Annotated in this window: 23 protein-coding genes; 9 read left to right on the top strand and 14 right to left on the bottom strand. The window is 41.9% G+C overall.

Going from position 1 to position 25615, the window contains the following annotated elements:
• Positions 1–45: 45 nt before the first annotated feature.
• The 5 genes from LDO51_RS13865 to LDO51_RS13845 all read right to left on the bottom strand — a co-directional run bounded on the left by LDO51_RS13865 (position 46) and on the right by LDO51_RS13845 (position 5946).
• Positions 46–1179 carry an AAA family ATPase gene (locus LDO51_RS13865; RefSeq protein WP_225575029.1) on the bottom strand — a complete coding sequence of 378 codons (1134 nt, stop codon included), beginning with the start codon at positions 1177–1179 and terminating at the stop codon, positions 46–48.
• Entirely contained in the window at positions 1176–1886 is a 711-nt protein-coding gene (locus tag LDO51_RS13860) for an RNA ligase family protein (RefSeq protein ID WP_225575028.1), read from the bottom strand. The genes LDO51_RS13865 and LDO51_RS13860 overlap by 4 nt, the downstream gene beginning before the upstream one ends.
• Before the next feature lie 281 nt (positions 1887–2167).
• Complete coding sequence (locus tag LDO51_RS13855; RefSeq protein ID WP_225575027.1) at positions 2168–2764, bottom strand: hypothetical protein; 597 nt, start codon at positions 2762–2764, stop codon at positions 2168–2170.
• 420 nt (positions 2765–3184) lie between these two features.
• A complete protein-coding gene (locus LDO51_RS13850) occupies positions 3185–4006 on the bottom strand; it encodes a VanW family protein (protein WP_225575026.1) in 822 nt (273 codons plus the stop codon).
• A gap of 623 nt (positions 4007–4629) precedes the next feature.
• Entirely contained in the window at positions 4630–5946 is a 1317-nt protein-coding gene (locus LDO51_RS13845) for a CitMHS family transporter (RefSeq protein WP_225575025.1), read from the bottom strand.
• A gap of 608 nt (positions 5947–6554) precedes the next feature.
• Here LDO51_RS13845 and LDO51_RS13840 point away from each other — a divergent pair.
• A complete protein-coding gene (locus tag LDO51_RS13840) occupies positions 6555–7646 on the top strand; it encodes an NADH:flavin oxidoreductase/NADH oxidase (RefSeq protein ID WP_225575024.1) in 1092 nt (363 codons plus the stop codon).
• 89 nt (positions 7647–7735) lie between these two features.
• Here the strand turns inward: LDO51_RS13840 and LDO51_RS13835 are convergent, their stop codons facing one another.
• The gene (locus LDO51_RS13835) at positions 7736–8056 is read right to left on the bottom strand and encodes a hypothetical protein (protein ID WP_225575023.1); all 321 of its coding nucleotides are present in this window, start codon (positions 8054–8056) and stop codon (positions 7736–7738) included.
• Positions 8057–8331: 275 nt separating this feature from the next.
• Complete coding sequence (locus tag LDO51_RS13830) at positions 8332–9804, bottom strand: anion permease (RefSeq protein WP_225575022.1); 1473 nt, start codon at positions 9802–9804, stop codon at positions 8332–8334.
• A 696-nt stretch (positions 9805–10500) separates the two neighbouring features.
• Here LDO51_RS13830 and cutA point away from each other — a divergent pair.
• On the top strand, positions 10501–10848 hold the full coding sequence (gene cutA, locus LDO51_RS13825) for a divalent-cation tolerance protein CutA (protein WP_225575021.1): 348 nt from the start codon (positions 10501–10503) through the stop codon (positions 10846–10848).
• A 360-nt stretch (positions 10849–11208) separates the two neighbouring features.
• Positions 11209–11556 carry a carboxymuconolactone decarboxylase family protein gene (locus LDO51_RS13820; protein WP_225575020.1) on the top strand — a complete coding sequence of 116 codons (348 nt, stop codon included), beginning with the start codon at positions 11209–11211 and terminating at the stop codon, positions 11554–11556.
• Positions 11557–11601: 45 nt separating this feature from the next.
• Here the strand turns inward: LDO51_RS13820 and betA are convergent, their stop codons facing one another.
• From betA to betI, 3 genes are read right to left on the bottom strand one after another with little or no spacing between them, the layout of a single operon-like run.
• Positions 11602–13269 (bottom strand): choline dehydrogenase, encoded by a 1668-nt coding sequence (gene betA, locus LDO51_RS13815; protein WP_225575019.1) that lies wholly within the window; start codon positions 13267–13269, stop codon positions 11602–11604.
• A gap of 33 nt (positions 13270–13302) precedes the next feature.
• A complete protein-coding gene (gene betB, locus LDO51_RS13810; RefSeq protein WP_225575018.1) occupies positions 13303–14781 on the bottom strand; it encodes a betaine-aldehyde dehydrogenase in 1479 nt (492 codons plus the stop codon).
• 21 nt (positions 14782–14802) lie between these two features.
• Complete coding sequence (gene betI / locus LDO51_RS13805; RefSeq protein ID WP_225577278.1) at positions 14803–15405, bottom strand: transcriptional regulator BetI; 603 nt, start codon at positions 15403–15405, stop codon at positions 14803–14805.
• A gap of 209 nt (positions 15406–15614) precedes the next feature.
• Here betI and LDO51_RS13800 point away from each other — a divergent pair, with 209 nt between their 5' ends.
• Complete coding sequence (locus tag LDO51_RS13800; protein ID WP_225575017.1) at positions 15615–17657, top strand: choline transporter; 2043 nt, start codon at positions 15615–15617, stop codon at positions 17655–17657.
• A 74-nt stretch (positions 17658–17731) separates the two neighbouring features.
• On the opposite strand, the gene LDO51_RS13795 is transcribed toward LDO51_RS13800, so the two are convergent.
• Positions 17732–18094: a hypothetical protein gene (locus LDO51_RS13795; RefSeq protein WP_225575016.1), complete on the bottom strand. Its 363-nt coding sequence runs from the start codon at positions 18092–18094 to the stop codon at positions 17732–17734.
• A 304-nt stretch (positions 18095–18398) separates the two neighbouring features.
• Here LDO51_RS13795 and LDO51_RS13790 point away from each other — a divergent pair, with 304 nt between their 5' ends.
• Entirely contained in the window at positions 18399–18839 is a 441-nt protein-coding gene (locus LDO51_RS13790; protein ID WP_036951356.1) for a GNAT family N-acetyltransferase, read from the top strand.
• A 190-nt stretch (positions 18840–19029) separates the two neighbouring features.
• On the opposite strand, the gene LDO51_RS13785 is transcribed toward LDO51_RS13790, so the two are convergent.
• Both LDO51_RS13785 and LDO51_RS13780 read right to left on the bottom strand, forming a co-directional pair.
• Positions 19030–19746, bottom strand: coding sequence for an RNA polymerase sigma factor FliA (locus LDO51_RS13785; protein ID WP_225575015.1), 717 nt, complete (start codon positions 19744–19746; stop codon positions 19030–19032).
• Positions 19747–20143: 397 nt separating this feature from the next.
• Positions 20144–21301, bottom strand: a complete 1158-nt coding sequence (locus tag LDO51_RS13780) for a FliC/FljB family flagellin (protein ID WP_225575014.1) — start codon at positions 21299–21301, stop codon at positions 20144–20146.
• 358 nt (positions 21302–21659) lie between these two features.
• Between LDO51_RS13780 and fliD the strand changes: the two genes are divergently transcribed.
• Genes fliD through fliT form a run of 3 tightly spaced genes read left to right on the top strand, consistent with a single transcriptional unit; the run spans position 21660 to position 23878 of the window.
• Positions 21660–23096: a flagellar filament capping protein FliD gene (gene fliD, locus LDO51_RS13775; protein ID WP_225575013.1), complete on the top strand. Its 1437-nt coding sequence runs from the start codon at positions 21660–21662 to the stop codon at positions 23094–23096.
• A 4-nt stretch (positions 23097–23100) separates the two neighbouring features.
• On the top strand, positions 23101–23499 hold the full coding sequence (fliS, locus tag LDO51_RS13770) for a flagellar export chaperone FliS (RefSeq protein ID WP_006657543.1): 399 nt from the start codon (positions 23101–23103) through the stop codon (positions 23497–23499).
• Positions 23489–23878: a flagellar protein FliT gene (fliT, locus tag LDO51_RS13765; protein ID WP_225575012.1), complete on the top strand. Its 390-nt coding sequence runs from the start codon at positions 23489–23491 to the stop codon at positions 23876–23878. Before fliS ends, fliT begins: the two co-directional genes overlap by 11 nt.
• A gap of 146 nt (positions 23879–24024) precedes the next feature.
• Here fliT and def read toward each other — a convergent pair whose 3' ends face one another.
• Positions 24025–24531, bottom strand: a complete 507-nt coding sequence (def, locus tag LDO51_RS13760) for a peptide deformylase (protein ID WP_154604147.1) — start codon at positions 24529–24531, stop codon at positions 24025–24027.
• 564 nt (positions 24532–25095) lie between these two features.
• Between def and LDO51_RS13755 the strand changes: the two genes are divergently transcribed.
• A complete protein-coding gene (locus LDO51_RS13755) occupies positions 25096–25578 on the top strand; it encodes a DUF4822 domain-containing protein (protein WP_225575011.1) in 483 nt (160 codons plus the stop codon).
• The last annotated feature ends 37 nt before the right edge of the window (positions 25579–25615 follow it).

The raw sequence follows: 25615 nt of genomic DNA, 5'->3' as shown, positions 1-25615 counted from the left end.
CGAACTGATTGTCCTGCCTCTTTGACAGAGGCAGGATGATAAAACTTACTTCACCGGCTCACTCAAAAATTCACCATTGATATAATAAGAAACTTGGTGAGCTTCATCAGGGGTCGGAATTTCCAGTTTCCCCGCCATTCTTTCCATCACATTTTCCGATACCGCATATTTGCGCTGACGATTTTGCTGCTGCCACTGCTTATACGGCACTTCCAGATAAATCAAATGCACCTTGGCTTGGTAGCGAGCAAATAGGCTAATCATGCTTTCACGCAATGAAGCGCTTAGCGATGTCGCATTCCAAATGAAATCTTGTTTGCTACGCAAATAGACTTTCGCCTGTTCTTTCGCTTGCTGTGCGACCCAGCCTTGGGCATTTTTATCCGCTGGGCTGATTTTATGCATTCGGCGAATTTCATCTAAGCATACCATCGGCGTTTGCGGATAATGTTGTTGAATAAAATGGTCTTTTCCCATTCCTGGCAGACCACACAACATAATCACGTCGCTACCATCTTCATCAAACGGTTGATAATCCGGCGTCCCGCGCTGAGTGTGGAAATAGTGAAAACGCCCCGCCAATGACGCGAAGGTTTTCGGCTGATCCCAGCAATCATGTTCACGGCAAAACAGTTCAAACAGCTCGATGCGCGCTAATAAATCCGCTTTGTCTTCACATTCACGACCAATCGCATCCGCTTTCGCTAGCATACACAACAAGGACATTTCGACTCGTAATGAGGCCGCGTATAAGGTTCGCTCTGGATCTGGCTTATCCATCAACCATAATGGTAAACCGTGAAAGCGCACTAATGCAGCAATCTGCTCGCGGATAGCAAATGGTGTTTCCACTTCACGAAACAAAATATGGCGAGCGGATAACTCCCCTTTTTTTGCATGCCCCGGCGAGCGAATGCGCCCCTCTTCTTCTCGGGTGGTGCTGCGCTTTTCCACATCGTGCAAGAGCGCCGCTGTCCAGACAATCTGCTGTTGCGCTTCAGGCAATTGCTGATATTCCGGTAAGCCTTCCAGCGCAGCTAATACCATTTGGGTATGGATAGCCACATCCCCTTCAGCATGGTGCAGTGAATCTTGGGGGACGCCATGCATATCACGCACAAATTCAAATTGATCAGCAAGTTGCGACCATTCCCGTTGTTTTGTCAGTTGCCAACTCATTGGTCACCTCCTTGCATCTCAAATGCTAATTTCGCGCGCTGCCAATTTCGTTTCCAATGGATATCAGTTTTGACATGGTTTTTGCGTACATATTTAAATACGTGCTGCATAAAATCATCCACGGCAAAACCTTGGCGATTGCGCGTTACAATGCCTTCCATGCTGCACGGTTTTCCGGTGTGGGTATCTCGTGCAATAAATTGGCTATCTTCCCCTGCCGCGGCGATTAGACCGCAGCTGTATTGCTGAGCTGTAAGGGTTTTGTCGATATCCAAATGAAGCTCGGGTACGGTCGGAAAATCAAACAATGAGGCGTAAAACTTCACTTCATCCCAACTGAGCCAATCATCCCCTTGGCGCACGGCGAACACGTAAAAATAATCTTCGATATGTTGGTATTCAATGGAATGCACGGCATACAGATTTTCGCCAAACAATTCGATATCACCCAGATCGTCTTTAATTAATTGCCAGCGCTGACGAATTTGTTGCGACCATGCCGACTGAGTCGGAGCACCATGGGAACGAGCAAATACGCCATGACGATTCAGGCAATTATTTTCACCATCGAGTTTTTCAGTATGAACCAGTTGTTCAATATTTTGGATGTGCGCCCACCAATCGCTATTAATACGATCGTCGCTGGTGGTACCCGGTGAGAACGGATAGTGATACGTTCTACCATACTTCCTTGATTGCATATTCATTATGCTTTCTCTACAGAAATAACAAAACACAACAAATCTTGTGCAAGATTTGCCTCTGCGATAATTGAGAAATCAAGTGTTGGTATTACATATCTAGTCCGCGAGACGGCCTCATTTTGGGTGTTTTATCAGAAAAACAGCAAGAAATAACTTAGTTGAGGGGATTCTACACTAATCAGAGTAGAATCCAACTGGTTTGGAGGCTGACGATAACGTATTGGATATTAAACCTTGTGCTGACAGCCATCTATATAACGTGGCTAAATGGCCGCCAACTTAGTTTAAATCTGATACATTCGAGGAAAATACTCACTGATTCTATCGTTATCCAGCAGTCTATCTTTTGTGAAATCAATCGTACTTGAAACAACAATATATTGTCTCAAAGGAAGTGGAATATCCTCTATCGTTGAGAAAACAGTTGGGACAATAAAACGATAATAGTCTCCCATTTTTGTTTCACCATCATAACCTATGGGGTAGTTATCACCTTCCGAAGGTAACTCTAAAGCTTCATAACAAAACATTCCCATTTTAGTAGCAAGTGAAGCAATACAATTTTTATTACTTTCAAGTCTAGAATTGAAACTTTTTATTAACTCATGCTTATTTTTGTATGATTCATAAGAATAGCTTGAGTATAAATCAATTGTATAACTACCATTTAAATTTGTTTCGTTAATATAATCTGTTGATTCCCCATCTATATATTCACATAAAAGATTAATATCATTTTTGCTAATAGATGAGTTAAGTAAAACCGTTGGTAGCCAACCATAGCCATTACTTAACATCAAAGATATCAAGCCATTTTTATCTCCGGCGACCCAAGTATGATTTTTTGCTGAATCTGGTTTCCAATTTAAATCTAAATCCATGCTAAATCCCCTCTAGTTCTTTTTGAATACTTCTAATAGAAATATAAACCACCGTGCATTTTATAATTAAAATCACTACTCATAAGAACAAAAAATCAGCAGATAAAACCAAATTTAGAATTTAATAATTAGAATAGCACTAATAATAACTCATATAATGAATATTATTAGCTATTTATGAACAAAAAGTAAGCTCACGCAAATACCATGAGTTGACAATTAAATCATTTAACTTAAATTTTTATTTTATGAGGTTTTCTTTTTTTTATTAAAGTGAATTTAATGCAGCATATTATTTTGTATGATATCAAAGTATAAATATGATACTTGAGTATTTAATAATACCGTCATCTATTTTCTATTTAAAATAATAAAAAACATTCTTTTTAAAATAACTTACACGATTATCACAATTACGTATTACCCCACGTCACTCAATTGAGATTCATCCAGTGGGTATTTCACTACCACTTTATTACGGTATAAACAGCGGTTGCTGAGTGTGAGCGGCTCTTGTCCTTTGGTGGTGATTTGCTGCCAGATTTCATTATGACGATAAATCACACCGCGCTCTCTAACAAACTTATGGTTATGTTGGTAAATATGGTATTTATTTTCGCGGGGTTCTGAGCACAGTAGCTCCCCTTCAATTTGGTGTTCGCCAATTTTAAACACTAACTGAAATGTCGCTTGAGTGGGGTTATACAATACAAGGTCGATATAGTTATAGAAGATAGCGGCACCCGATCCAAATGGCAGTACTCGCCCTTCATCCGGAAATGGGTCAAAACTGTGGTTAGCGCGTTCCACCACTTGCAATGGAGAATGCAGCGCCATCCAGTGGATTAAATTGCTGAGTTGGCAAATTCCGCCGCCAATCCCACTGCGAGCTTCTCCGTAGGAAAGTTCCATTCCTTCCACAAATCCACGTTTGGCTGTGGGTTTTCCCACAAGGCGACAAAATGAGAAGTATTCCCCCGGTGCGATAGTAATGCCGTTCATCGTTTCAATCGCAATTCCGAGGTTTATCACTTTGTTATGTTGCAACCGAAGATCTGATTGACCCAACTTGCGGATAAGGCGCGATGTGTGTTTATGGTAACGGTATTCCAGCGGTTGCTCCGCTAAATTGCGGGTATATTTGCGCCCTGAAAATACCCAGTGCCAGCGCCTAAGTAGCCGTTTTTGATTCACGCGCAGCCAATACAAGATAGGATGATAGGAAGAAAGAGGTCTGCGCATGTCGAGCCTTATAGGTTTCAGATAATAAAGGTATCTTCACATAATTCCCTCATCATCAATATAGTCACAGTCCGATAATCGATGTTCCACTTAGCAACTATTTTATCTCACTGTTTTTTATCTTTTCAGACTTCAGACTTCAGACTTCAGACTTCAGACTTCAGACTTCAAATTTCAGATTCTAGCTTTTAGCATTTTCTTTAGCTTTCCCAAACATTGGCTCTATGGATTTTGCGCCGTAACTAGGCGGCAAAAAAGAAAATCCCTAGGAGCATACATAAGTATGTGACTAGGGTTAGTAAGCGAAGCCAACACCGCTACAGCGCAAAAGACGACGAGCAATTCAACTTCCAAACATTGGTTCTATGGATTTTGCGCCGTAACTAGGCGGCAAAAAAGAAAATCCCCAGCGGCGTTGCTACTAGGGATACAAGTTTGATTTTAAAATTAATTCTTAGAATTTAAGTTTTCGTATTTAGCTTTTAACTTCCAAACTATGGCTCTATGGATTTTGTGCTGTAGCAAGGCGACAAGTGCAGCTAATCCCTGGGAGCATACATAAGTATGTGACTAGGGTTTTCTTTTGAAGCCAACAACGTTACGACGTAAAAGACGACGAGCGATTAATACAATCCAAGAACCGCCCCGACGGCTAGCGTGAAAAAGCTGAACACCCAAATCCACCCGAACGAGTACCGCAAATGACGCCCCATATCAATCCCTGCCAGCCCCATTGCCAGCCACGCTGCCGGTGAGAATGGACTCACAAACGTACCGGCGTTATTCCCAATCGCCATGGCGTACACCACCGCTGAAGGATCAACCCCTGCCGTTGCAGCAATCTGTTGAATAATCGGCAACAATGCAAAATAGTAAGCGTCTGTACTGGTGAAGATATCCATTGGTACACCGAGGATACCCACAAAAATATGTATTTTTGATACCCATTCCGTTGGCAGAATTGATGTCAGGTCCATCGCGATAGATTTCAACATTCCACCATCGGATAAAATCCCCAAAAATGCCCCTGCGGCAAGAATAATTGCCACCATACCTAACGCCTGTGGTGCGTGCAGGGAAAGTACCTTCATCTGCTCTCTTGGATTTGGATAGTTAATTAATAACGCTAAAGAAAGTGCAATCATGAACACATACGGCGCTGAAAGTAGCCCGAATGCTAAACAGATTATCGCCCCTACAATTAATCCACCATTAATTAATGGTTTTTTAGGCTTATGGACAGTGTCAACCATATCTGTGGTTTGCTCACTCTCATTTAACAGTGAATCCATTTGATACGGCGTAGTGCCATTTAACGCAGCCGCAGCAATGCGACGCTTTTCACGCATTCCCATAATGATGGCAAATACCACCGCGCCGCCCATACCAATCAATTGCACGGGAATTAAGCCTTGCCACAATGTGGAGGCATCAATGCCTGTTACCGCTGAAGCGCGACCTAATGGACCACCCCACGGTACCATATTCATAATCCCCATACTTGCGCACATCAGCAACAACATAAGGTATGGGCTCATGCCTAATTGCCGGTATAGCGGTAATAATGCAGGAATAATGATTAAAAACGTTGCAGCACCAGAGCCATCTAAATGTACAACCCCCGCTATCAGCGTGGTCATAATACAGACGATAATCACATTACCACGGGTCATTTTGACCATCATGCGGATCAGTGGGTCAAAAATATGTAATTCCTTCATCATACTGAAGAATAAAATGGCAAATAAAAACATCGCTGCCACTTTTGCCACTTTATTAATGCCGCTTTCGAAGAAGACCGAGATTTCACCAATGGAATATCCCGCTAGTAGCGCACCAATAAAAGGAATACAAGACATTGCAATAATTGGGCTAGCTTTACCCATCATCAGTAAAGTGACGATTGTCACGATGATTAAAATACCAATAATTGTTAACACATTGACCTTCCTTTTTAGAATTATATTTTCACAGGCTAATACACGTTGTAGAAAATAAATCAGCTACACTTTTACAGTTCTAATTTTATTTTCATCTCCATTGCTCTTTTTACATAAAACCAATATTACGCAGGGGGATTTATTGCTTATATAAAGCCCTTATTTAGGTTGCAAGATGAAAATTGTTTTTTTGCGGCAGAAATATTGATTTCAAGGTAAAGAAAATCACTTAATAAAATAGAAACTCAGTGTGAAAACCTATTAGCACCATAAAAACCATAAAACTAAATTAAGTTTATTCTACTTAATTTATCATCGAGTTAACAAAGAAAAGTACACTAAGCGAGTATTTATCATGATTTGAAATGGCACATTGTAATATATCTACATTCTGTCTCTGGTTCTTTTATTTATAATAAAAAATAGCAAGCAGAGATTTATACTTTTTATTCTTTTTCTCAAAATTATCTCTGTGTTATTGCTTTTTCGACTTACTTATAACGAAAAAATTTTTTGATTACCTAAATTTACCGCTTTATCACAAGAATGGTCGTTCTTTTTTTGTATACTGTCAGAATTATCTTAAGTTTCGTTATAAGGAAAAAGGAATGAGTTACCTATTTTCACCTGCTAGCTTAGGCCAAGTTCAGCTAACTAACCGCATTATTGTTCCACCCATGTGCCAATATTCCGCACATGAAGGTCTCATCAGTCCTTGGCATCAGGCTCATTATATGAACCTTGCCTTATCCGGCGCTTCCCTTGTGATTGTCGAAGCTAGCGCTGTCAATCCCGATGGGCGAATTACTTATCAAGATTTAGGTTTATGGAATGACTCTCAGATGCAGGCGTTTAAAACCCTGCTAACGAACATCAAAAGTTTTGCCAATGCAAAATTAGGTATTCAAATCGCTCATGCAGGTAGAAAAGCATCCTGCGCACTACCGTGGGAAGGCGGACAAAACTTAGCACCAGAAAATCTACATGGTTGGCAAACGGTCGCACCATCTGCCCTGCCTTTTGGTGACAGCTATTCACCGAAAGCTCTCACTGTAAATGAGATCCACCAAATCACTCAACAGTTTGTAGATTCTGCAAAACGTGCTGAACAAGCGGGTTTTGATTTAATTGAAATTCACGCAGCTCATGGTTATTTACTGCATGAGTTCCTATCTCCTATCGCTAATCAACGACAAGATGAATATGGTGGCAGTTTTGCTAACCGTACTCGATTTTTAGTGGATGTATTTCGTGAAGTACGTGCAGCGGTCAGCCCAAATATTGCTGTCGGTATCCGTATTTCAGCGACAGATTGGGTTGCAGGTGGCTGGGATCTGACTCAATCCATCGAACTCACTGAGGCGCTAGAAGAATTTGGATGCGATTATATCCACGTTTCTTCAGGCGGATTATCAGACAAGCAGCAGATCCCGGTCAGCCCAAATTACCAAGTGCCACTGGCACAAGCTATTCATGAACATACCGATATGCCAGTGATTGCGGTGGGACTTATCACCGAGCCTAACCAAGCGGAAGCAATTATTGCGACTGGACAAGCTGATTTTATTGCGATTGGTCGCGGCATTTTATATGAACCGCGCTGGCCATGGCGTGCCGCCAGTGTGCTCAATGAACAAATTAATGTGGCACCACAATATTTACGCTGTGCACCACATCAATTTAAGCAGCTATTTAAATAAGCGTTAATTTAAAATTAGTCCTAAAAACAGCAAAGCCACGGGTCTTTTCATCACCGTGGCTTTATTTAACAATGACTAAAGCTATTCAATTAACGCGCGTTAGTTGCACATTCTTGAACAAATGAAATCATAGTTTGTTGGAATTCAGGCGCAGCAGCTGGTGATTTTTGCAATTCGCTGTCTAAACGTTTAAATTCTTTTAAACCATATTTTTCAATAGTTTTATCGTAAGCACAGCCACAGATTGCGCTAATAGCTTGTGCTGTTTCTGCATCAGATTCACCCGCTGCTTTTACACAGTTGTTTACGAACTCAGAACGATACTCAGCAGTCTCTTTTTTCTCGTCTGAACACGCTGACAACAATGCCATCATACCCGCCATACCCAATACTAATGCTGTCTTTTTCATTTTTAACCTATTTATCTTTGTTTATATCAGATGACCATTAAAACCCTACAACATGCCTTAGTATTAATCATAGCTGCTTTAAATTAAAAAATCTTGTTTCCATTAAATATTTAATTGCTTTATTTATTTCAATAAATTCACCAATTTAAGGTTTAAATATTATGATTTCCCGCTCAGTAAAATATAATTTTATTCACTGTCGATAGAGGACAAAAAAGCCGGAAGATAATTCCGGCTTTTGGTGAACAAGTATTTTCAATTAATATTCAACCGTATTACCAGTAACCCAGGAATTTCCACCAAATACTCCCTAAACTGATCCAAATAATTAAGTTAACTACGCTCATCACAAAGCCCGCTTTCCACCATTCGCCTAGGGTCGCATAGCCTGAACCGAAGATAATCGGTGCGGTACCCGTACCGTAGTGAGTTAATGACATCATTAAGGATGAGGAGAATGCTAAGGTTAAACCTAACAGCATTGGTGGTGCACCTAATGCGAGACCCGCCGCAAAGAAAGCCCCGAACATTGCAGTAATGTGTGCGGTTGTACTGGCGAAGAAATAGTGGGAGTAAACATAGATCAACACCAAAATTAAGGTGCCCCACACCCAACTAATTCCCATACTGTCTATGGAGCCGCCTACGGTAACAGACATCCACTTAATAAGACCTAATTTACCTAAGAAGCTGGCCATCATCACCAATGCGGCGAACCAAACAACGGTATCCCATGCCCCTTTATTTTTCAGGACGTCATCCCAGTTAATGACTCCAGTGCCTAACAATACGCTCAGGCCAATAAAGGCAGCTGTCGTTGCATTCACACTGAATGAAGGACCAAACAGCATTTCAGGAACCCCGGCCCACATCATTAATAACAGGATAAACACCCCTAATGTGATCATTTCTGGCAGTGAAATTGGTCCTAATTGCTGTAAACGCTCTTTGGCAAAATTAGGTGCATCTGGTGTAGAGGTAATTTCTGGCTTATACATAAAGTAAATAACCAGAGGCATTAAAATCAGAGAAACAATCGCGGGTACGAATGCCGCAATCGCCCACATCCCCCACGTTAGCTCATTACCTTTACCCGCTTCGCTGACAATTAAGCTTACAATCAATGGGTTAGGTGCCGTTGCTGTAATAAACATTGCAGAGGTAATTGGGTTGATATTGTAGTTCACTAAGGAGAGGTAGCGCCCTATCCTTCCTGAAGTACCGTCTTCCGCCTTAGATCCAAAACTGTCTGAAATCGAACGCATAATCGGGTGAATAATTCCCCCGCCTCGCGCAGTGTTACTTGGTGTCACAGGCGCAAGAATGGTTTCTGCAATAGCCAATGAGTATGCAATTCCAATGGTTTTTTTACCAAACAGAGAAATAACGTAATAACCGATACGCGCTCCCAGCCCCGTTTTATTCAAGCTCATGGAGACCATAATGGAAATACCAATCAGCCAAATCAGGTCATTGGAAAAACCACTTAATGCATCTGCAATCGCCCCTTTCGTGGATTCAGGATTGGTGACACCAGTTGCGGCCACCAATGAAATCGCAACGATAGAAACACCACCAATCGGTAACGCTTTACCGATAATCGCGGCAATGGTTCCGACAAACAGGGCTAATAAATGCCATGCATTCGGATTAACACCTTCAGGAACAGGAATAGCAAACCAGATAATTAACGTAATCGCGATGGCGATTAAGGTAGGTATCGGTTTTAACGGGGTCAGTTTATTCATAAGGGTATCCATACAGTTTTTAAGATGGAATGACAGAGAAAGTGCAATATATATTTTTTTATTCTCAGTTGATGTTAGCAAATAATCACCTGAAAATATTGATCGTTATCATTTGGTTACTGATTTTCATATGAATTTCAAGCCATTGTGTAACAAAATGTAATTGAAATTCACAAGCAGCCATACTCCCTTAAGGGAGGTTAAAAGTAACTGTAAAATAAAAACGAGTAACAGTTATACGTAAAAACGTCACTAACTCTTCCATCGGATTAAAGCGATTAAATATTAAAATATTTCCCAAAACTCAATTAATATACAAAAATTCAATAATTATTGATATTTATCTATCTAAAACTTAATGCTGAATCGAATTACTCATAATTAATCAAGAATAGCAATAAAGTACCTTGTAAATAGATTTACTTTCGTTTAATGGGGTGATTAAAAATCAAACAAGCCAATTGATTAATGAAATTATTTAGCTCAAGCTTAAGCTATTAGAGTAAATATATTGCTATCTCATGGGCAGCCAATTCATTACCCAATAAGATAATCGTTATAAGTAATAATCACCTCCACATTAATAACGCACTTCTCTATTTGTATCATTATGTGGCTACGTTTTCTTATGGGCAGCTAAACTAGAATGAATCAGGCCACTCATTTAAATAAGCCCTTTAAATAAAGGAGATTAAAATGACATTTGACGATACTCATTATAAGAGCCAGCAACAACCTTGCATCGTTTTAAGCACGACTAATAGCCAAGAAAGTGCGATAAAAATTGCACAGCACCTGTTGAATAACCACCTTGCTGCCTGTGTTTCATTATTACCAGAAATGAAATCAGTCTATTTGTGGAAAGGAAATGTGACAGAAGATAATGAAATTCTATTACTGATAAAAAGCACGATTGGTAATCAACACGCGTTATTTGATGCTATCAAGGAAATTCATCCCTATGAAATTCCTGAATTAATTCGGTTAGACCCTAATCAAGTTGAGGACAACTATTTACAGTGGTTGGTTAATTCTGTCCGTTAATATTCATACTTACCATATTATTTTCAGTTTATATTCCTTTTTCATATAGCAAATTATGATCATTTTTATTAGCTGGTCAGCTTTGGTAAATACAAAATTAATGCTATATAAGTAGTCTCGCTTAATATTTATTTTCCTCCTTCGTTTGGAGGATTTTTTTGTCAAATTGACACCGATAGTGTTAAATTTTAGATTACACATCCAAACATGAACCTTTCAATTCAATACACCACCATTTATTAAATAAAAAGTATAAATATTTTTTATGTCTTATTTCGAATATTTCTCCTTGCTCAATGACACCCTTACATTATATTTAAATATATATTATCAAATCACATAATGTAAAAAGAGGAAACAATGCCAAAATTTACTGAAATCAATCAGAACCTACTGCAAACTATGCCAGAGTTGGCTCAATTTATTCCTGAAGTTATGACGCATTTTTCCAACTTAATTACCGCGGCCTCGATAGAGGGAGTTCTGGATAAAAAAACCAAAGAGCTGATTGCGATTGGTATTGCGGTTGCCAACCGCTGTGATGGCTGTATTGCCTTTCATACAAAAAGCTTGGTTGATTTAGGTATAACTCAGCAAGAGCTTGCTGAAGCTTTAGCTGTTGCCATTTTTATGGGGGGAGGCCCTTCTGTTATGTACGCAACACAGACATGGAATGCGTATAAAGAGTTTACCTGCCATTGCGAATAAGCATGTACAAAGGGGGAGGACGTCTCTTCCCCCATAAACGACGTTTTAGCCCGCTCTAGCCCCCTGAACACCGGCTTTATAATAGGAAGCCTGACTGGGTGCTAATGGCTCCCGACCGCGAATTTTATCCGCCATTTTTTCTGCAATCATAATGGTTGTGGCATTTAAATTGCCCGTAATAATCAGCGGCATAATGGACGCATCAATCACCCGCAGATTATCAATACCATGAACACGCCCTTCTCCATCGACGACCGCCATTGCATCCGAGCCCATTTTGCACGTTCCACAAGGATGAAACGCAGTTTCCGCGCGTTCTCGCACAAACTGATCAAGTTGTTCATCGGTGACAATGTGCTTACCGGGGCTGATCTCTTCACCTCGATATGGGTCTAACGCTGGCTGAGCCATAATTTCCCGCGTGATACGGATCGCAGCACGGAACTCTTCCCAATCCTGCTCACAAGACATGTAATTGAACAAGATACTAGGGTGTTGGTGCGGGTCACGCGATTTTATCTGCACTCGACCTCGGCTAGGTGAACGCATAGACCCTACATGAGCCTGAAAACCGTGCTGATTCACCGCATTGCTGCCATTGTAGTTAATCGCCACGGGCAGAAAGTGAAATTGAATATTTGGCCATGCAAATTTTTCACTGCTGCGAATAAACCCACCCGCTTCAAACTGATTACTCGCACCAATGCCCGTACCTTTAAATAACCACTGTGCACCAATCATCGGCTGATTAAACCATTTCAATGCGGGATACAGGGAAACAGGTTGCTTGCATTCATACTGCAAGTACATTTCCAGGTGATCTTGCAAGTTTTCTCCAACCCCTTCCAGATAATGAACGGGAGGGATCTCACATTGCGCTAACACCGCTTTAGGGCCAACACCGGAGCGCTGCAAAATTTGTGGGGATGCGATAGCCCCTGCGCATAACAAAACTTCTTTGCGCGCCTTCGCCACATGGACTTGCTGATTTTTTCCTAAATAATATTTCACAGAAACTGCTTTTTTCCCTTCAAACTCGATGGTGTCCGTGGTTGCATGAGTGATTATCGTTAAGTTTTTACGGGCGCGAGCTTGGTCTAAATACCCTCTGGCGGTACTCGCACGACGACCTTTTGGCGTCACCGTGCGATCCATCGGACCAAACCCTTCTTGCTGGTAACCGTTTAAATCATCCGTTTTCGGATAACCCGCTTGAACACCCGCTTCAACCATCGCGTGGAATAGCACATTATTTTTGGGTTTTGGCGTCGTCACACTCACGGGACCTTGGTCGCCATGGTAATCATTTCCACCAATATCGCGAGTTTCTGCTTTACGGAAATATGGCAAACAGTTGGCATAAGCCCAATCTTCAAGCCCCGGCGCTTGCGCCCAGCCATCAAAGTCCATGGCATTTCCACGGATATAGCACATACCGTTAATCAATGAAGAGCCACCAAGCCCTTTACCGCGCCCACATTCCATACGGCGGTTGTTCATATGAGGCTCAGGCTCTGTTTCATACGCCCAGTTATAACGGCGTCCCTGAAGTGGGTAAGCTAATGCCGCTGGCATTTGTGTGCGAAAGTCGAACCGGTGATCCGGTCCTCCTGCTTCAAGGAGCAGCACAGTAACATCAGTATCTTCTGTCAGGCGGGTAGCAAGAACGTTACCGGCTGAACCAGCACCGATAATAATGTAGTCATAGACCATTGTTATCTCCTCTGTTTCAGTCAAATTAAGTGATTAAAAAATGGATGAAAACTCTCCGAGTTCTACTTGAATGGATTTGATTTGAGTGTAATTTTGTAGCGTCACCAGACCATTTTCACGCCCTACACCCGAGTGCTTATACCCCCCCACTGGCATTTGTGCAGGGGATTCCCCCCAGGTGTTGATCCAGCAAATTCCCGCTTCCAATTGGTGAATAACGCGATGAGCGCGGGCAAGATCTTGCGTGACAATCCCTGCGGCTAAACCGTAAATCGAGTGATTCGCTCGCTCAATCACCTCGTCTTCTGTGCGGTAGCTTAAAATACTCATCACAGGGCCAAAAATCTCTTCTTGGGTGATTTGCATCTCATCAGTGCAATTGGTAAACACTGTTGGAGCCACATAAGCGCCGTTTGCCAGTGATTCCGTCATAAGGCGCTCACCGCCACACAACACTGTCGCCCCTTGCTTCTTGCCAATTTCGATATAACGCAGCACATTGTCCAGATGCTTGAAGCTGACCAAAGGACCAAAATTGGTCTTTTCTTCGGTTGGAGAGCCAATACGGATGCGTGCAACACGCTCCGCGATTTTGGCTTCAAAGGCGGCTTTCAGATTTTCTGGGATAAATACTCGCGTCCCGTTGGTGCACACTTGTCCAGAGCTGTAAAAATTCGCCATCATGGCGATATCAGCGGCTTTGTCTAAATCGGCATCATCGAAAATAATCAGCGGTGATTTTCCACCCAGCTCCATGGTGACCTCTTTAAGGCTTGAGCTAGAAGCATTGGACATCACTTTTTTCCCTGTTGGGACACCGCCGGTAAATGAGATTTTGGCGATATCAGGATGTTCCGTTAGCCATTGACCCACGTCACTTCCCATGCCCGTTACCACGTTAAACACCCCCGCAGGTAAACCCGCTTCCGTGTAGATTTCCGCCAGCTTTAATGCGGTTAATGAGGTAACTTCGCTGGGTTTAAATACCATGGCGTTACCCGCCGCCAGTGCCGGTGCAGATTTCCATAACGCAATTTGAATGGGATAGTTCCATGCGCCAATCCCCGCAACAACCCCCAATGGTTCACGGCGAGTATAGACAAACGAGGTTTCACGTAGCGGAATTTGCTGCCCTTCTAGAGCGGGGATCAAGCCTGCATAGTATTCAAGCACATCCGCGCCCGTCACAATATCCACAAAGCGCGTTTCAGAAAGTGGTTTCCCCGTATCAAGGGTTTCTAAATAGGCGAGTTCATCATTACGTTCACGTAAAATATCCACAGCACGGCGCAAAATACGCGAACGCTCCATCGCAGGCATTGCCGCCCAAATTTTTTGCCCCTGTTTTGCACTTTCCACCGCCCAGTGAATATCGTCGATGCTAGCTGATTGCAAATGGGCAATCACGTCACCAGTAGCGGGGTTTATTGCCTCAAACTGCCCGCATTCAGGTTGTGAACTGTCGACATATCCGCCATGAATGTAAAGCTTATGAATCGGTGGATGTTGCATAACGTCTCCTTTGAAAAATAGTTAGGTCGAATGGTCTCCTGCCCGTGCCAATTGCATATCGATATATTCGTTAGTGATGCTGAGCGCTTCCCTCACAGGAAAAGGCTCGTTACTCAGCGCACTACGTAGCCATAAGCCATCAATCAAAGCAGCCAGACCTTTAGCAGCACGACGTGCGGCAGGTTGACTTAGCGCTCTCCCAAACTCATAGCTTAGGTTTGAATATAAGCGACGGTCATTCACTCGCTGTAAGCGATTCAAATTTGGCTGGTGCATACTGCTCGCCCAAAATGCCAACCACGTTTTCATTGCAGCTTCACTGATTTGGGTGGAGTCAAAGTTCCCTTCCACAATCGCTTGAATTCGCGCTTTAGGCGGTTCACCGCTCAACATTCTTAAACGCATCGCAATACCAAACCCTAATTGATACTGAATATGGCGCATGGTGGCTTCTAATAAACCGTTTTTATCACGGAAATAGTGGCTAATAATCCCAGTAGATACCCCCGCTTTACGGGCGATCAGCACAAAGCTAGCTTCTTGCATTCCCACTTCGTTGATGACAGCTAAAGTGGCCTGAATTAACTGCTGTTTACGTATCGATTGAACGCCTATTTTCGGCATGGCATGAAGACCTAATAAGACCATTGAACCCATTCATTAAACGATTTTTTAATTGAATGTTCAATCAATATTAACTATGGTTTACAACAATTCATTCACAAATTACTCGAGGAGATACCCGTGAAATTTTAAATATTTACTAATAATTCAATGAATTAGTAAATAATGTAACTTTAAATTTTCATCCAGATAAAACTGTGGAACTGCCAATGACAAATTCAAAAAGTCCAAAAAATGGGCAGAAAGACCAACTTAATCACGTTGTTTTTTTTACCTCCGCCGCCTTAATACTGGCGTTTTCTTTTTTCACCATTCTGATGACTGACACCGCAAATCAATGGATTGTTACAACACTGGGTTGGGTATCAAAAACCTTCGGCTGGTATTACTTACTCGCCGCCACCTTATATATCGTTTTTGTGATTTTTATCGCCACCTCACGCTTTGGGAATATCAAACTGGGACCGGAGCAATCCAAACCAGAATTTAGTTTGCTCAGCTGGTCGGCGATGCTGTTTGCCGCGGGGATCGGCATTGATTTGATGTTTTTCTCGGTGGCTGAACCGGTCACTCAATATATGTTACCGCCAACGGGTGAAGGCGAAACCCTTGAAGCGGCTCGTCAGTCGATGGTGTGGACACTGTTTCACTATGGACTCACGGGCTGGTCAATGTACGCCTTGATGGGCATCGCGCTCGGGTACTTTAGTTATCGTTATAATTTGCCGTTAACCATCCGTTCGGCGTTATACCCTATTTTTGGCAATCGCATTAACGGACCGATTGGTCATACCGTCGATATTGCTGCCGTGCTCGGGACTATTTTTGGTATCGCCACCACCCTCGGTATTGGTGTGGTGCAGCTCAATTACGGGCTAAAAGTGCTGTTTGACCTTCCCCAAGGGCTAACGGTGCAAGGCGGGCTGATTTTCCTTTCGGTGATCATGGCGGTAGTTTCCGCCACATCCGGAGTCAATAAAGGGATCCGTATTCTCTCGGAACTCAATGTGTTGCTGGCCTTGGGATTGATCCTATTTATCTTATTTGTGGGAGATACTGAATTTCTGCTCAATGCGCTGGTGCTCAACGTCGGAGATTATGTGAACCGTTTTATGGGGATGACTCTGAACAGTTTTGCGTTCGATAGACCGACCGACTGGATGAATAGCTGGACGCTGTTTTTCTGGGCATGGTGGGTCGCTTGGTCGCCTTTTGTTGGTCTATTTTTGGCACGAATTTCCCGTGGCCGCACCATTCGCCAGTTTGTGATTGGCACGCTGATCATCCCGTTTGTCTTCACGCTACTTTGGTTATCTATCTTTGGAAACAGTGCTTTATATGAAATTATTCATGGCAACAAAGCGTTAGCCGAAACCGTGTTAGAAGCGCCTGAAAAAGGGTTTTATTCCTTACTCGCGTTATATCCGGGGTTCGGATTAACCGCCTCTGTCGCCACCATTACAGGGTTACTGTTTTACGTGACGTCCGCGGATTCCGGCTCGTTAGTGCTGGGAAATTTCACCTCAAAACTGAGCGATATTAATCACGATTCCCCTAATTGGCTGCGAATTTTCTGGTCAGTGGCCATTGGTTTACTCACCCTTGGGATGTTAATGACCGATGGGGTGCCCGCCCTGCAAAATACCACCGTGATTATGGGGCTGCCGTTTAGTTTTGTGATCTTCTTTATTATGGCGGGGCTATATAAGTCATTGCGGTTTGAAGATTATCGCCGCGTCAGTGCCATTAATACTAATGCCCCTGCGCCGCTGTATGGTAACGAGCCAATTAAGTGGAAGCAGCGTTTGGGACGCGTGATGAATTTCCCGGGCACCACCTATACCCAACGGATGTTAGATTTAGTCTGTATTCCTGCAATGCAAGATGTGGCGAAAGAGCTGGAATTGCGTGGCGCTAAGGTGGAATTTGCGATCCACCCTCTTGCCGAAGAAGAGCGACTTAATCATTTAGAGTTAGTGGTCGATTTAGAAGAAGAGCAAAGCTTTATCTACCAAATCTGGCCGCGTCGCTATACAGTGCCAAGCTTTACCTACCGCGCTCGCTCCGGTAAATCACACTATTACCGCCTTGAAACTTATTTATGGGAAGGCACCCAAGCTAACGATTTAATGGATTACACCAAAGAGCAGGTGATCAGCGATATCCTCGACCAGTATGAGAAACATTTGAATTTTATTCATTTAAGCCGCGAAGCACCGGGGGCGACATTGACCTTTCCCGAAGGAAATTGATAGGGAGCTGATTATTTAAACAATGCAAAAGGCGCCCAATAAGCGCCTTTTGTTTGCAACACGAGGAATGCTAATTATTCATTCTGATATTTTTGCTCTAGCATGGATTGAAGCTCGCGCGGGTTATTCATCCACGATAAATGCCCCGGACAGCCTGCTGCCGTTGGGTTGATATCACAAGGGCGGATGTGATTGAGCAAGGATTTTTCATCTTCATCCCGCTGTTCGAGTAGCGATTGGTAGCTACGATCTTGCTGGGCAATTTTTAATTTCGGGTCAAATTTGAACTTCTGCTCTTCCCGCAGTGAGTCCATTCCTTGGTAATTTTCATGATATAAGCGATCAACGGGTGATTTTTCTTTAAATGACAAGTCGGTGGCAAAGCCAAAAGGAGCACAGAAAACAAGAAAAAAGACAACAATAACCTTTTTGAACATATGGATACCTACTGTAAATGCATAATTTGGCATTATATGCACTTACAACCTATCGGTGTAGAAAATATATTTTTGATTTTTAAATTTTATTGTTTATTAATCAGTTATGAATAATTAGATATAAAATCAATTGATTGAATACTTACTAATATCCATAGTAATTATTTCTGCATTTTTATCTATTGCTTTCATTACTCTCCATCAAATAGCGCAATGTCATCACGCAAAAATACAAACAAAAACAGGCAATTTTCATGATTTCGAGCTAAAACTATATTAGCGTTTTTATTTATGAGGGAATGACATGGAGCCAGTGAATAGCCACATCACCTATAAAGTGAACCATTCGATTTCAGTGGATGATTTTTTGAATTTATTGAAGCAATCTCCACTGGATACGTTTGTGCCCACTGACGATGTCGCGTTGCTGGATTCGATGTTAAATAATGCAGATTTGTTGATCAGTGCTTGGGTGGATGAGCAGGTGGTGGGTTTCGCTCGCGCGATCACGGATTTTAGTTTTTGCTGCTATATCTCTGAAATTGCGGTAGATACTCAGTATCTTCACCAAGGTGTCGGTAAGCATTTGCTGCGCCTCACCGCCGAGGAGCTTCCCCCCGAGTGTCATTTAATTTTTCGCTCCACCCCCGACTCCCAAAACACCTACCCCAAACTCGGCTTCAATCCCTGCCCCAACACATGGCATATCTCCGCCAAAAGCTTTCTAGACAAAATGAAATCCTAAAATACCGAGACTTTTTTGCCCTTGTTTTTGCTTTGGTTTTGGTTTTTCCCTTGACCTTACCCAAACATAGCTCTAAATAATTCGAATTCACAGCTAGGCGGCAAGCGAAGATATCCCGATGAGCATACATAAGTATGTGATTCGGGTAGCTGAGAGCAGCCAACAACGCTGTGGTTCGAAGTATGACGAGCTACGAACGTAATTTTGATCGTAGTCTTTTAATGGCTTGACTGTGAAGCTGACTGACTCTTGACTCCCCCACCTCCAACACCGCACCAATCTCCTTCAAATTCAGCTCTTCTTGGTAATACAGCGTCAGTACCATTTTTTCGCGCTCAGGCAATTGTTCTATTGCCGCCACGATTTGGTCTTTCAGGCTGGATTCCATCAGTAAGCTCAGTGGGTTGCCGCCATCGTCTTCATCCATTGAAGGTTCGCAGCTTTCCCCATGCACTTCGTGCCATTCATCGTAGGAGAACAGTTGGCTATTGTTGGTATCTAGCAGCACTTGGCGATATTCCGATAGATCAATATCCAGCGCCTTGGCAATTTCTGGTTCTGTCGCACTGCGCCCAAGGCTTTGCTCAAGTTCACCAATGGCTTTGGTCATTTCTCGCGCTTGGCGACGCACGCTACGAGGAACCCAGTCACGGCTACGCAGTTCATCAAGCATAGATCCGCGGATCCGCTGCACAGCGTATGTGGCAAAAGAGGCACCTAATGAGGCATCGAAACGTTCTAATGCGTGGAGTAGCCCGATGCCACCCGCTTGGATTAGGTCATCGATATCAACGCTGGCAGGAAGTCGGACTTGCAGTTTCAGGGCTTCATGGCGTATTAGAGGGTAATAACGCTCCCATAGGCTATTTTTATTAATGACACCTTCGGCAGTATATAAATCACTCACAACCTGAATCACCCTTCAAGTTTTAACTAAAGTTAGCCATTATCTGTGTTACGCGTAATTTCAATCCGCAGAGTAAGGCACTAAATCAGCCGTTATTCTTTTTATCCTAAATAAATTTGATGGAGCCCAATATTTTTTGATTCTATTTTTTGCTTTTTCTTTTGACCTTGCCCTTGCCTTTGACCTTGTTTTTGATCTTTGTTTTGACCTTAACAATGCCAAAGCGCGCCCTAAATAATTCGTGTTGCAGCTAGGCGGCAAGCTGGATTATCCCTAGGAGCATACAGAAGTATGTGACTAGGGTAATTTAGTGCAGCCAACAACGCTGCAATACGAAGAATGACGGGCAAAAAAAAGACCAGCAAAGCTGGTCTTTAATAAAAAGCTCGATCACGAATTAACGTAACAGGCTTAACACACCTTGTGGAACCTGGTTAGCTTGCGCTAACACAGCAGTACCTGCTTGTTGCAGAATCTGACCACGGCTCATGTTAGAAACTTCTGTAGCGAAGTCAGCATCTTGGATACGGCTACGTGCTGCGCTCAGGTTGTTAACAGAGTTGTTCAGGTTGTTGATAGTCGACTGCATACGGTTTTGGATAGCACCTAAGTCTGAACGCAGGCTATCAACTGTTGCTAATGCTTTGTCTAAAGTACCCAGAGGACCTTTACCCTCCAGTGCTTTCTTATCAGCTGCGCCTAACTCAGAAGTAGCACCAAAAACTAATGTCGCAGCAGTAGCACCAGCTGTACCAGCTGTACCAGAAGCAGGGGTTGCTGTGACGGTTGCTTTTAGTGTAACACTTTTACCGTCCACTGTGCCTTGAATATAGACATTATCCTTATCTTCTGTACCATCAGCATTAGTCTGATAAGAAACCTTAGCACCTTCAATGTCCTTACCTTTGAACTGTAGGCCATCAAGAGCTGTCTGTGCAACAGCTTTAGCGGCAGTAGTGTCAGCAGCTGTACCTTTTAAATCGGCAGCAAAGTCATCAGCAGACAAAGTTTTACCAAAACTGCTACTGCTTGCATCAAAGCCTTTCAGGCCTAATACTTCGCTGTCGATTTTTTTCAAGTTAATAGCGATAGTTTCAGAATCGTTAGTACCAACCTGAATTTTCATTGAAGTATCTTCGCTAAGCACTTTCACGCCGTTAAACTGAGTTTGTTCAGAAATACGGTTGATTTCGTCCATACGCGCGGTAACTTCTTTATTGATGGACTCGATATCGCTCTTAGAGTTAGTGCCGTTTTGTGCTTGAACAGTCAGTTCACGAATACGTTGTAAGTTATCGTTGATTTCGTTAACTGCGCCTTCAGCGGTTTGTGCGATAGAAATACCGTCGTTTGCGTTACGTGCTGCTTGAGTTAAACCCTTAACGTTTGCAGTGAAACGGTTAGCGATTGCTTGACCTGCAGCGTCATCTTTTGCGCTGTTGATACGTGAACCAGAAGATAAACGCTCAATCGCAGTACCCAGTACGCCTTGAGAACGGTTTAAGTTGTTCTGAGTCGTCAGAGACAGAATGTTGGTATTAATAACCTGTGCCATAATGTATGTCCTTTTTATCTTAATAGTCGATTAAGCACGCTGGCTTAACTCGGTAAATGTTGTCAGCAATAACATTATCGGCGGCACCCAAAACCCCTTTAGCCATTTTTATAAAAATTTTTCACGAGTAACGACAAAAGCGCACTGGAATCAGCTTTTTTCACACTAAATTTTTTATTAAACCCTTCGATTATGGTTAATGTCCTTATCATTTTTATTCAATAAGCCTAATTACCTGCTTTTTACGGTTTAACTCCTTCCATTATTATTTCTCAGAATAGTCTAATATTTTTCCCCAATTCGCCGATAAAGGACTAAATACGAATTTATTTTCAGGGTTTATATTCAGGAGAGATTTATGGCAGGCATATCCACACTCGGTATCGGGGCTAACTTAGACTTAAATGTGCAAATGGATCAATTAGAGGCAATGGAAAGGCGTCGTCTCGACCCACTAACACAACAGAAAGCCAGCTATGATGCGCAAATCAGTGTATTTGGTAAGATGCAATCTTCATTAGAAAAACTGAAAAAAGCGGCGGAAGATCTCAAAAAATATCAAGATATCAGCACCACTAAAGTGAGTGGTGAATATAAAGCCTTTGATGTAAAAACTGATGGTAAGGCTATTGCGGGTGTACATGATGTTAAAGTCAATCAACTGGCAAAAGCACAAACTATTGCAACAAAAGGTGTTGATGATAATAAAAAATTATTAGGTAACGGCGCAACAGAACGAACGATTACCATTACCCAACCTTCACAAAAAGAAGATAAAGATAAAATTGTTATCAAACTCGATAATGAACATACTTCATTAATCGAAATTGCGGACGCCATTAATAAAACCGATAAAGGCGTTTCAGCTTCCGTTATTAAAGATAAAGACAATCAATACCACTTAGTGGTCACTTCGAAAAAAGCCGGAACCGATAACCGAATTAGCATCAATGTGGAAGGTGATAGTAATTTAGCCGCCATGTTAAACGTTCAATCTGAAATTGATACAAATGGCAAAGTGACATTAAACACTGATGCTACTACGGGTATGGATCAGAAAGTTCCACCGCAAAATGCACTATTAACTATCGATGGTTTTGATCTTGAGTCACAAACTAATGAAGCGAAAGACCTATTTCCTGGTTTAACCCTGTCTTTAAAGAAAGAGAGTGAAGATGGTAAATCAGAACATTTAATTATCTCTGAAGATATTGAACCGGCTAAAGGCAAAATTAAAGCGTGGGTGGATGCCTATAATGAATTCCAAACCTTAGCCAAAGAGCTCACTAAATATACCCCTACTGAAAAAGGTACTGCACCGGATAAAACTAATGGTCCATTAATTGGTGATTCCACTTTGCGTGCAATTCAAAGCACCTTACGTACCCAAGTGCGTAGTCCACAAGATAGCGGCGAATTAAACCTGCTGAATAAAATGGGGATTAAACAAAAACTGGACGGTACGTTAGAAATCGACAATAAAAAACTCGATGCTGCCCTAAAAGATAACCCATCAAGCGTAAAAGTTTTCTTTGCCGGCGATGGTGAAAAAACTGGGTTTGCGACCGAAAACTTTAATTTCTTAAAGGATACCTTAGATAGCAAAGAAGGCACGCTGCATAACGCCACTGATGGCGTACAGAAGAAAAAGAAAAGCATCGATAAACGTATTGAACAAACCAATAAACAAATTGAAAACACCATGGATATCTATCGTCGTCAGTTCCAAAACCTCGATAAGATGATGAGTTCACTGAACAGCACAAGCAGTTCATTAGGCAGACTTTTAGGTTAACCGCATGTATCAACGTAAAGCTAATCAAGCCTATCAGCAGGTCAGTTTGGAGAGTGAAATCGCCAATGCGACCCCGTATCAACTGATCCAAATCCTGTTTAAAGGGGCCTTAAGTGCCCTTAAACGGGGAGAGATTTTTATGGAGCAGGGAAACATTGCTGAAAAGGGTAAAGAAATCTCAAAAGCAATCGACATCATTGACACGGGATTAAAACAATCGCTAAATTACGAGGCTGGTGGCGAACTTGCTGAAAATTTAGCAAGTTTGTATGAATACATGACGCGGCAATTGCTCCGCGCCAACATAGAAAACAACGTGACTTATGTCCAAGAAGTTTACCAATTACTCTCCGATATCGCCTCTGCATGGCAACAAATCGGTGCAAATGTGGATGAAAGATAACCAGGTGGACAATAAAAATCCTCTCTATTTACTTGAAATATATCGTAATGTCTTAATATTAAGTGAAAACTTAGTTTCGCTCGCACAATCAGGGGAATGGGAGTCATTAATCTCCCGAGAAACTGAATATGTCCTTGCCGTTGAGAATTTAACGGCTCTGACTCAAGAATATGAGCAGGAACAACCTATTACTGACGACTTTGTGCAGTTACTACACCAGATCATTGAAAACGAACGAGTGACAAAAGAACACTTACAAAATCATTTGAATTTTTTAAGTAAAGAAATCAAACAGCTCGACCAACAAAAGGTATTGAATAATAGCTACGGCCAATTTGATCAACCCGATGCTCCAAGGGTTATTAAACTTCTCGAGTAAACGGTAAAGTGTCAGGCAGTTCACCTGACGCTTAACTTAATAGGACAACTCAATTGGCACCAAGAACACAATAGCAGCTCCCCGAATCACACTTGTTGGGTCTCGGGAAGCCGTAAAATAGACGGGAAATGCTGTTACTTTAATTTTTACTGCTGTTTTAATCTCTGCTGCTTTTTAAGCTTTTTCAACAACATATTGCGCTTTAACGTGGATAAGTGGTCGATGAACACTTTACCGTTTAAATGGTCAATTTCATGTTGCATGACAATCGCTAAAAACTCGTCACTGTCGACAACAAACTCCTTGCCGTCACGGTCAAACGCCTTCACCTTCACACGCAAAAAGCGTGGCACATCCGCATAAACATCCGGTACGGATAAACACCCCTCTTGATAGCTTGTCTCCCCTTCGCTCTCAATAATTTCAGGGTTGATAAATACCATTGGCTCATTACGTTCTTCTGAAATATCAATCACCATAATGGCTTTGGTTTCGGCGATTTGCGTTGCCGCCAACCCGATACCATTATCAGTGCTGTACATGGTTTCAATTAAGTCATCGACCAATGTTTGTACTGCTGCGAAATCCGTAACGGGACTGCACTGAATACGCAATCTTTCATCTGGAATTTCAATAATTTCTCTTACTGCCATAGCTAAAGTCCTGTTGATTCAATTACTTTTACTCAAGCCCATGCTCTTTCATACAAATTTATGTATTAAAGTATCGTCCTTTTTTTACCCACAAAAGATGCAAAAAATGGCAAAGTGGCTTGGAGATGAAAATTTCACAGAAAAATAACATGATCTAAGACAAAATACATCTGAAATCACCAGAAAATTCTCCGTATAACCCCTGTCTACAGGCAAAACCCAACACATTTTATCGAAATCGGACAATCCGCAAAAAATAGTATTTGTAAATTTTTCATGGAAAACCGACCAAAATATAAATCTGAATTAACACTGATTAGATAGCTTAGCTATAATTTTATTTCGACTTTCTATTTAATACTGTTTTTAACAGAAAAATTACATGGGATAAGCCGAGTTTTGTTTGCTGATACCTTCTTTTCTTTAAATACATAACCCAACGTAAGCTTACGTTTTTAATACTTAATCATAATTCTTATCTTTGCTTTGTTCGCTGTTTAATTAATGATGAAGACCTGTTCGATTTTGTTACTCACATTTCTAATCTTAATAAATGGAGTTCTTATGAAATTAAAACCGATTATTGCCGCCCTGATTGTGATGTCCACCACTGCTGCTTTTACGGCTCAAGCTAACTCAACGGCACCTGTTGCAAAGCAAGCCGTTAGCGCGAAAAAAGCCAATGCCTATGAAGAAATTATGATTGATAAAGTCTGGGTAACTACTCAAGCTGTCGATCAAGATAAAAAAGAGGTGCCTGCAACAGATAAACAAGTGGCAAACTTCTTTGGGCTTGCAGAGTATTACCCTGATGGCACGTTTAAGATGCTAACCCTTGAGGGTGCGCCTAAAATGCAGGGTGATTGGTCATTCAGCGAAGATGGTAAAACCCGTTCATTAACAGCCAAAGATGACAAAGGTGAAGTGCTGTTTACTCGTGTGGTTGAAAACGTGACTGTGACACCGGACGAGTATACTTACCGCATCTACCCATCACAGGATGATAAAACCAAATATTTTGATATCGTCCATAAAGTGAAAAAATAGTTTATACCATGATTGGGGAATGTATTTAATATTCCCC

The sequence above is a fragment of the Providencia alcalifaciens genome, from assembly GCF_020271745.1.
Classification (GTDB): domain Bacteria; phylum Pseudomonadota; class Gammaproteobacteria; order Enterobacterales; family Enterobacteriaceae; genus Providencia; species Providencia alcalifaciens_B.
This window is presented reverse-complemented; position numbering and strand designations above follow the sequence as displayed.

What these genes read in the sequence shown, in the direction of transcription:
- LDO51_RS13855 (WP_225575027.1), bottom strand. Translation starts at nt 2,764, where the DNA reads ATGGATTTAGATTTAAATTGGAAACCAGATTCAGCAAAAAATCATACT.
- betA (WP_225575019.1), bottom strand. Translation starts at nt 13,269, where the DNA reads ATGGTCTATGACTACATTATTATCGGTGCTGGTTCAGCCGGTAACGTT.
- LDO51_RS13850 (WP_225575026.1), bottom strand. Translation starts at nt 4,006, where the DNA reads ATGCGCAGACCTCTTTCTTCCTATCATCCTATCTTGTATTGGCTGCGC.
- LDO51_RS13795 (WP_225575016.1), bottom strand. Translation starts at nt 18,094, where the DNA reads ATGTTCAAAAAGGTTATTGTTGTCTTTTTTCTTGTTTTCTGTGCTCCT.
- cutA (WP_225575021.1), top strand. Translation starts at nt 10,501, where the DNA reads ATGACATTTGACGATACTCATTATAAGAGCCAGCAACAACCTTGCATC.
- LDO51_RS13780 (WP_225575014.1), bottom strand. Translation starts at nt 21,301, where the DNA reads ATGGCACAGGTTATTAATACCAACATTCTGTCTCTGACGACTCAGAAC.
- LDO51_RS13860 (WP_225575028.1), bottom strand. Translation starts at nt 1,886, where the DNA reads ATGAATATGCAATCAAGGAAGTATGGTAGAACGTATCACTATCCGTTC.
- LDO51_RS13865 (WP_225575029.1), bottom strand. Translation starts at nt 1,179, where the DNA reads ATGAGTTGGCAACTGACAAAACAACGGGAATGGTCGCAACTTGCTGAT.
- fliS (WP_006657543.1), top strand. Translation starts at nt 23,101, where the DNA reads ATGTATCAACGTAAAGCTAATCAAGCCTATCAGCAGGTCAGTTTGGAG.
- betI (WP_225577278.1), bottom strand. Translation starts at nt 15,405, where the DNA reads ATGCCGAAAATAGGCGTTCAATCGATACGTAAACAGCAGTTAATTCAG.
- LDO51_RS13800 (WP_225575017.1), top strand. Translation starts at nt 15,615, where the DNA reads ATGACAAATTCAAAAAGTCCAAAAAATGGGCAGAAAGACCAACTTAAT.
- LDO51_RS13820 (WP_225575020.1), top strand. Translation starts at nt 11,209, where the DNA reads ATGCCAAAATTTACTGAAATCAATCAGAACCTACTGCAAACTATGCCA.
- def (WP_154604147.1), bottom strand. Translation starts at nt 24,531, where the DNA reads ATGGCAGTAAGAGAAATTATTGAAATTCCAGATGAAAGATTGCGTATT.
- LDO51_RS13790 (WP_036951356.1), top strand. Translation starts at nt 18,399, where the DNA reads ATGGAGCCAGTGAATAGCCACATCACCTATAAAGTGAACCATTCGATT.
- LDO51_RS13755 (WP_225575011.1), top strand. Translation starts at nt 25,096, where the DNA reads ATGAAATTAAAACCGATTATTGCCGCCCTGATTGTGATGTCCACCACT.
- fliT (WP_225575012.1), top strand. Translation starts at nt 23,489, where the DNA reads ATGAAAGATAACCAGGTGGACAATAAAAATCCTCTCTATTTACTTGAA.
- LDO51_RS13840 (WP_225575024.1), top strand. Translation starts at nt 6,555, where the DNA reads ATGAGTTACCTATTTTCACCTGCTAGCTTAGGCCAAGTTCAGCTAACT.
- fliD (WP_225575013.1), top strand. Translation starts at nt 21,660, where the DNA reads ATGGCAGGCATATCCACACTCGGTATCGGGGCTAACTTAGACTTAAAT.
- betB (WP_225575018.1), bottom strand. Translation starts at nt 14,781, where the DNA reads ATGCAACATCCACCGATTCATAAGCTTTACATTCATGGCGGATATGTC.
- LDO51_RS13835 (WP_225575023.1), bottom strand. Translation starts at nt 8,056, where the DNA reads ATGAAAAAGACAGCATTAGTATTGGGTATGGCGGGTATGATGGCATTG.
- LDO51_RS13830 (WP_225575022.1), bottom strand. Translation starts at nt 9,804, where the DNA reads ATGAATAAACTGACCCCGTTAAAACCGATACCTACCTTAATCGCCATC.